6 protein-coding genes and 1 pseudogene are annotated in these 5,795 nt (G+C 36.8%); 5 read left to right on the forward strand and 2 right to left on the reverse strand.

What is annotated here, in order from left to right; genetic code table 11:
- Both AC3AX0_RS01155 and AC3AX0_RS01160 read left to right on the forward strand, forming a co-directional pair.
- Positions 1–494, forward strand: a pseudogene (locus AC3AX0_RS01155) (zinc-binding dehydrogenase); the annotation flags it as partial.
- 72 nt (positions 495–566) lie between these two features.
- Positions 567–1,226, forward strand: a complete 660-nt coding sequence (locus AC3AX0_RS01160; RefSeq protein WP_487548468.1) for an RraA family protein — start codon at positions 567–569, stop codon at positions 1,224–1,226.
- Positions 1,227–1,363: 137 nt separating this feature from the next.
- Here AC3AX0_RS01160 and AC3AX0_RS01165 read toward each other — a convergent pair whose 3' ends face one another.
- On the reverse strand, positions 1,364–2,014 hold the full coding sequence (locus AC3AX0_RS01165) for a GntR family transcriptional regulator (RefSeq protein ID WP_487548469.1): 651 nt from the start codon (positions 2,012–2,014) through the stop codon (positions 1,364–1,366).
- A 312-nt stretch (positions 2,015–2,326) separates the two neighbouring features.
- Here AC3AX0_RS01165 and AC3AX0_RS01170 point away from each other — a divergent pair, with 312 nt between their 5' ends.
- The 3 genes from AC3AX0_RS01170 (at position 2,327) to AC3AX0_RS01180 (ending at position 4,713) form a co-directional block, all read left to right on the forward strand.
- Positions 2,327–2,656 (forward strand): UxaA family hydrolase, encoded by a 330-nt coding sequence (locus AC3AX0_RS01170; protein WP_487548470.1) that lies wholly within the window; start codon positions 2,327–2,329, stop codon positions 2,654–2,656.
- 8 nt (positions 2,657–2,664) lie between these two features.
- A complete protein-coding gene (locus AC3AX0_RS01175) occupies positions 2,665–3,876 on the forward strand; it encodes a UxaA family hydrolase (protein WP_487548471.1) in 1,212 nt (403 codons plus the stop codon).
- A gap of 72 nt (positions 3,877–3,948) precedes the next feature.
- On the forward strand, positions 3,949–4,713 hold the full coding sequence (locus AC3AX0_RS01180; protein WP_487548472.1) for an SDR family NAD(P)-dependent oxidoreductase: 765 nt from the start codon (positions 3,949–3,951) through the stop codon (positions 4,711–4,713).
- Between the two features lie 119 nt (positions 4,714–4,832).
- On the opposite strand, the gene AC3AX0_RS01185 is transcribed toward AC3AX0_RS01180, so the two are convergent.
- On the reverse strand, positions 4,833–5,795 hold a 963-nt coding region (locus AC3AX0_RS01185; RefSeq protein ID WP_487548473.1), incomplete at its 5' end, for a PfkB family carbohydrate kinase.

The raw sequence follows: 5,795 nt of genomic DNA on the forward strand, positions 1-5,795 counted from the left end.
CAATGTTCTCTGCAATGCATTTCGGTGCAGATGTCTATATGGCAGACATTTCCCAAGATAAACTTGACCTTGCAAAATCTCTTGGAGCAAAGGGTACAATCCTAAATACCTCAAGTGTAGATTTCGATAAACAGGTATCTGAAATAACAAATGGCAATGGTTTTGACGTAACTGTAGAAGCCGTTGGAATGCCTTCAACCTTCCAGAACTGTATCGATGCAGCAGCATTCGGAGGAAGGGTCATTCTAGTAGGCATATCAAAAAATAATCTTGACTTCAATTTTACCATGATACAGAAGAAGGAACTTATGATCCACGGCTCAAGAAATGCAATTAAATCAGACTTTGAAGAAGTAATAGAAATTATTAAGGCAAAAGAATTTGATGTACTCAGTGTAGTTACAAACGAATACAACTTTGATGATGCCTGCATAGCTTTTGAAGACATGTTCAACAATGCAGGAAAGATGCTTAAGACTATAATAAAATTCTGATATCCTGTTTATACGGTAACAATTAGATTTATGTCCCTAACAAATTATTGATGTAAATATCGGAGGATTATTATGTGGAAAAACGATGCTGAATTGTTTCAGCTCATAGATGAAGTATTATATACACCTGTAGTAGGAGATATTCTTGATGCAATGGGAAAATATCACCAGTTCCTGCCTCAGCCTATAGGTCCCACTAAGGAAAATATAAAGGTTATAGGAAGAGCAATGCCAGTCATAATGACTGACATCTACGGTCCTCAAGTAAAACCTTTTGGCCTACTGACAGAAGCCTTGGACCAACTAGAAGAAAATGATGTCTATATAGCAAGCGGTGGAAATCATAGATGTGCTTACTGGGGGGAGTTGCTTACTGCAACTGCCCGCACTCACAAAGCTGCAGGAGCAATTATAGATGGCTTTCATAGGGACACTCCCCAGATGATTGCCCAGGATTTCCCTGTATTTTCAAGGGGATGCTATGCTCAAGACTCTTCTGTAAGGACACAGGTTGTAGACTTCAGATGTCCAATAGAGGTGGGCGGAGTATGGATCAACCCTGGCGATTTAGTGTTTGCCGATGTGGACGGCGTACTAATCATTCCAAAAGAGCTGGAAGTTGAAGTCATAACCCAAGCCCTAGAAAAGGCAAAGGGAGAAAAAGTAGTGAGAAAAGCCATAGAAAACGGAATGTCTGCAACAGAAGCTTTTGCAACATTTGGAATACTGTAAAAAACTCCTGTAGTAAATGTCGAATAAACAGTAATTAAAAATGTAAATATGACAAATAAAACCCGATAATAGCCATCTAATGAGGCTGCAACCGGGTTTATTTTTGATAATTATTCAATTGCTGATATTTATCACAACTATACAATTATATTATTTATAGCAACTTCCCTGGAAAGTACTATATGTTCATACATCCTGTTCATAGCCAGTTCAACATCATTATCAAGTATTGCGTCAATGATTTTGATATGCTCTTCTCTTGTCATTTCGCTCCTTAACTCGGCGTAAAATGTATGTATTCTCATACGATGAATCTGGTCATAAACCTTTGTCATCATTTCAACAAGGTAATTATTTTCGCTTAAATTAAGAAAATAATCATGAAACTCTTCATCCAAGTTAACAAAATGTTCCTTTTTTTCTTCTCTCGAAAGATTTGAAAGATCTTCTAAAAACTTCGTTTTAATATCCTCTAGCCATTTGCTATCAATGGAGTGAAAAACTTTTCGTAATAGCTGGGGTTCAACCAACTCCCTGACTTCATATATCTCTCTTATGGTTTTTGGTGTCAGTATGGAAACAAAAATACCCTTTCTTGGATATATGACTACAAAATTTTCAGACTGTAATCTTATTAAGGCTTCCCTTATTGGTGTCCTTGAAACACCAAGTTCAGTCTGCAATTCATCTTCAAGAATAGAGTCTCCTGGCTTCAATTCACCCTCAATTATTTTCTTCTTAATGCTTTTGTATGCTGATTCTTTTAAATTCTTTGCCTTTGATTTCATAAATATTCACTTCTCTTCTTTAAATATCTTAGATATATTATAACATGATTTGATACCAATAAACAATAGATTTATGAGATAATTTTTAGTCAAATACATATATTTTCTTTAAATATCACTTTGTTGATATATCTATTTAATATTATAATTGACTAAGCTATAAAAACGTTATATACTGATTTATAGGAGCATTTTATAATGATTAGATTTTATATTTATAGGAAAATTTCAAGTTTTTTACACCATAGATATATCTAATCTCTTGATATATCTATTTAACAAAAATTACAAGAAAACGAAGAAGAGGTGTTTATGACTGGTAATTTATATTGTATTAATATAGATGACAATGTAGTAACAGCCCTGTCCACAATCGGTGTTGGCCCGTATGAAATCATTGGTGAAATCAATATGGATACATTGACTATTAAAGAAAAGATTGCACAGGGTCACAAGGTTGCTATTAAATACATAGTAACCGGCGAAGACATAATAAAATACGGTGTCCCAATAGGATATGCCACTAGAGCTATTCTTAAAGGTGAATGGGTCCACCTTCACAACATAAAAAGCCATTTCGATGAAAGATCGTCCACACTGGACCCTAAGACAGGTCTTTCTACAGATATCGATTACGATTAGGAGGACTTATGGATCATATATTAGCAGAAATGAAAAGCCTCTCCTGGAATGGTTATTTGAGAAATGACGGTTCCAAGGGCATAAGAAACAAGGTACTAGTGGTGTATACTGTGGAATGTAGCCATTTTGTAGCCAAGAAAATAGCAGAAAATTTCGACCAAGATGTTGATCTGGTAGGATTTAGCGGATGCACAGACAACGCCTATGCAGTCAAAATGCTTTTGGCACTTTCAAGACACCCAAATGTAGGTGCTGTATTGGCTGTTGGACTTGGTTGTGAATATGTACAGCCCCAAAAAATTGCAACCCATGCCATTGAACATGGCCGTATGGGGGACCATTTCTATATCCAAGACAATGGCGGAACACAAAAAAGCATAGAAAAAGGAATAAATATAGTAAAAAACTTTATTGAAAAACTCAAGAAAACCAAGCAGGTCCCCATGACAATGGAAGACCTTGTAATAGGCTGTGAGTGTGGAGGAAGCGACTATACATCCGGTTTGGCAGGAAACGTTGTTGTAGGTAAACTTTATGATTATCTGGTTGACATGAATGGTACTGCTATATTCGAAGAGATTGTAGAAGCAATAGGTCTTAAGTCAGTTCTAACTAATAGGGCAATAAACGAAAAAGTAAGGATCGCACTGGAAGAAACATACGACAAGGCAATGGAATATTGCAAAAAGGTTAAACAGTATTCAATATCTCCTGGTAATTTCGCAGGAGGATTGTCCACTATTGAAGAAAAAAGCATGGGTGCCATTGTAAAGAGTGGTTCAAAACCCATCAGCGGAGTTATTAAGGTTTCTGAGAAACCATGCAGTAAAGGGCTTTATTTAATGGACAGCGTACCTGACGAACATTTTATGGATTTCGGTATAACCAATCCAAATGATAATGAGGGTATTATGGATTTGATAACGGCTGGTTGTCAGATTATTTTACTAGTAACTGGAAGAGGGAATGTAGTAGGAAGCTCCGTTTCGCCGGTACTTAAAATCACAGGCAACGAGGAAACATTCAATAAAATGTCAGATGACATGGATTTTTGTGCAGCTTCAATATTAAAGGGCCGTCAATCCCTTGACGAACTGACATTTGAACTTATGAAAAAAATCGCCGACATATGTTCCGGTAAATTATCAAATGCAGAAAAACTGGGTCATAAAGAATACTTTGTTCCCTACAAATATCAAAGCAAGGGAAAAAGATGCTGAAAATAAAGTAAACTATACTTTAGAAAATTAATGATTGGATTATACCAAAACAATCATTAAAAGGGGAGTCAAATGAATTTGAATGTATTTAGTTTAAAGAATGATGTGGCTATTGTAACTGGTGGTGCTTCTGGTCTAGGATTTGCTGTATGCAAATGTCTTCATGAGGCTGGCGCCAAGGTTGTAATGGTAAGTAGACGGTCTGAAAAAGAGTTGAAGAAGGCTTGCTCTGAGATAGGTGAAAATGCGTATTACAGACAATTTGATGTAACTAGCTTTGACAAGGCTTCTGCTCTTGTTGAAGATATCAACAAGTCAATCGGTGATGTTACAATTCTTGTGAACAATGCCGGAGTACACTGCAAAAAACCTATTGAGGAAATGACGGAAGCGGATTATATGCAGGTCCTTAATGTTCATATAATGGGTGCTTTTTCACTTACTAGAGCAGTAGTACCTACTATGAAGAAGAACAGCAAAGGAAATATTATATTCCAGGCTTCTATGACGGCATTTATTGGACAACCTTATGTTTTGGCTTATTCAACTGCCAAATCAGGATATCTGGGAATGACTAGAACGCTTGCAACCGAACTCTCTCCTGACGGTATTAGAGTAAATGCAGTGGCACCAGGCTGGATAGAAACTCCTATGCTTAGAAAAGCAATCAAAGGCGACGATGAAAGAAAAAACAAAATTCTCGGAAGAACACCAATGGCCAAATTCGGAAAACCCGAAGACATCGGATGGGCAATTGTTTATCTCTGTTCTGATGCAGCCAGCTTTATCAATGGCATTGCACTACCTGTTGACGGAGGAGCACTAATAGGTTTTTAGAGTTTTAAGAGCATATACATATTATTAAAAAGCCATCATAGTACAAGGATATATCCTTGTACTATGATGGCTTTATTTTCAACTTCGCCTATGCAGCGTAGCCACTTTTTATGCTTTTATTATCTCTGAACCCTTCCTGAAGCATCTCCCTGAATGAGAGTATCAACTTCGCTTACAGTTACAAGATTTGCATCTCCGAATATTGTATGTTTCATTGCTGAAGCTCCTACTGCAAATTCAAGAGCGTGTTTGAAATCATCATATTCAAGAAGTCCATAAATTAGACCACCTGCAAATGAATCTCCTCCACCAACTCTATCCACTATTCTTATATCGTATTTCTTAGAATGATAGAATTCATTTCCATCATAAATAAGTGCAGACCAACCATTGTCAGAAGCAGAGTAGCTTTCTCTAAGCGTAGTTACAACATATTTAAATCCAAACTGTTCCTTCATTTGTTTGAATATATCCTTGTATCCTTCAAGCTCAAGCTCTCCCTTGGTTACATCAGTTTCGCCGGGTTTGAATCCAAGAACCTTTTCTGCATCTTCTTCGTTTCCTATACATACATCAACATACTTCATAAGTTTTGTCATGCATTCCTTTGCTTCTTCAGGAGTCCAAAGTTTCTTTCTGTAATTAAGATCTACTGAAACCATAACACCATGTCTTTTGGCAGCCTTTAAAGCTTCTTCTGTAAGAATTGCAGATTCCTTACTAAGTGCTGGAGTAATTCCTGAAAAATGAAACCATTCAGCATCTTTGAATATTTCATCAAAGTCAAAATCGGCTGCCGTTGCTTCTGCTATTGAAGAATGAGCTCTGTCATAAACAACCTTTGACGGTCTCATTGATGCACCATGCTCAAGGAAGTATATTCCAACTCTTTCTCCACCTCTTGCTATATAGTCAGTATTTACATTGAATTTTTTAAGCTGATTTACAGCACACTGTCCAATTTCATGTGTTGGAAGCTTTGATACGAAGTATGCATCGAATCCGTAGTTAGCAAGTGATACGGCTACATTAGCCTCTCCACCACCGTATATTGCATCGAAATTATCAGCCTGAACAAATCT

It is taken from the genome of Dethiosulfatibacter sp. (genome assembly GCF_983023055.1).

Excerpts from the sequence above, each read along its gene's own strand:
- AC3AX0_RS01170 (WP_487548470.1), top strand. The coding sequence starts at position 2,327 with ATGACTGGTAATTTATATTGTATTAATATAGATGACAATGTAGTAACA.
- AC3AX0_RS01175 (WP_487548471.1), top strand. The coding sequence starts at position 2,665 with ATGGATCATATATTAGCAGAAATGAAAAGCCTCTCCTGGAATGGTTAT.
- AC3AX0_RS01160 (WP_487548468.1), top strand. The coding sequence starts at position 567 with ATGTGGAAAAACGATGCTGAATTGTTTCAGCTCATAGATGAAGTATTA.
- AC3AX0_RS01165 (WP_487548469.1), bottom strand. The coding sequence starts at position 2,014 with ATGAAATCAAAGGCAAAGAATTTAAAAGAATCAGCATACAAAAGCATT.
- AC3AX0_RS01180 (WP_487548472.1), top strand. The coding sequence starts at position 3,949 with ATGAATTTGAATGTATTTAGTTTAAAGAATGATGTGGCTATTGTAACT.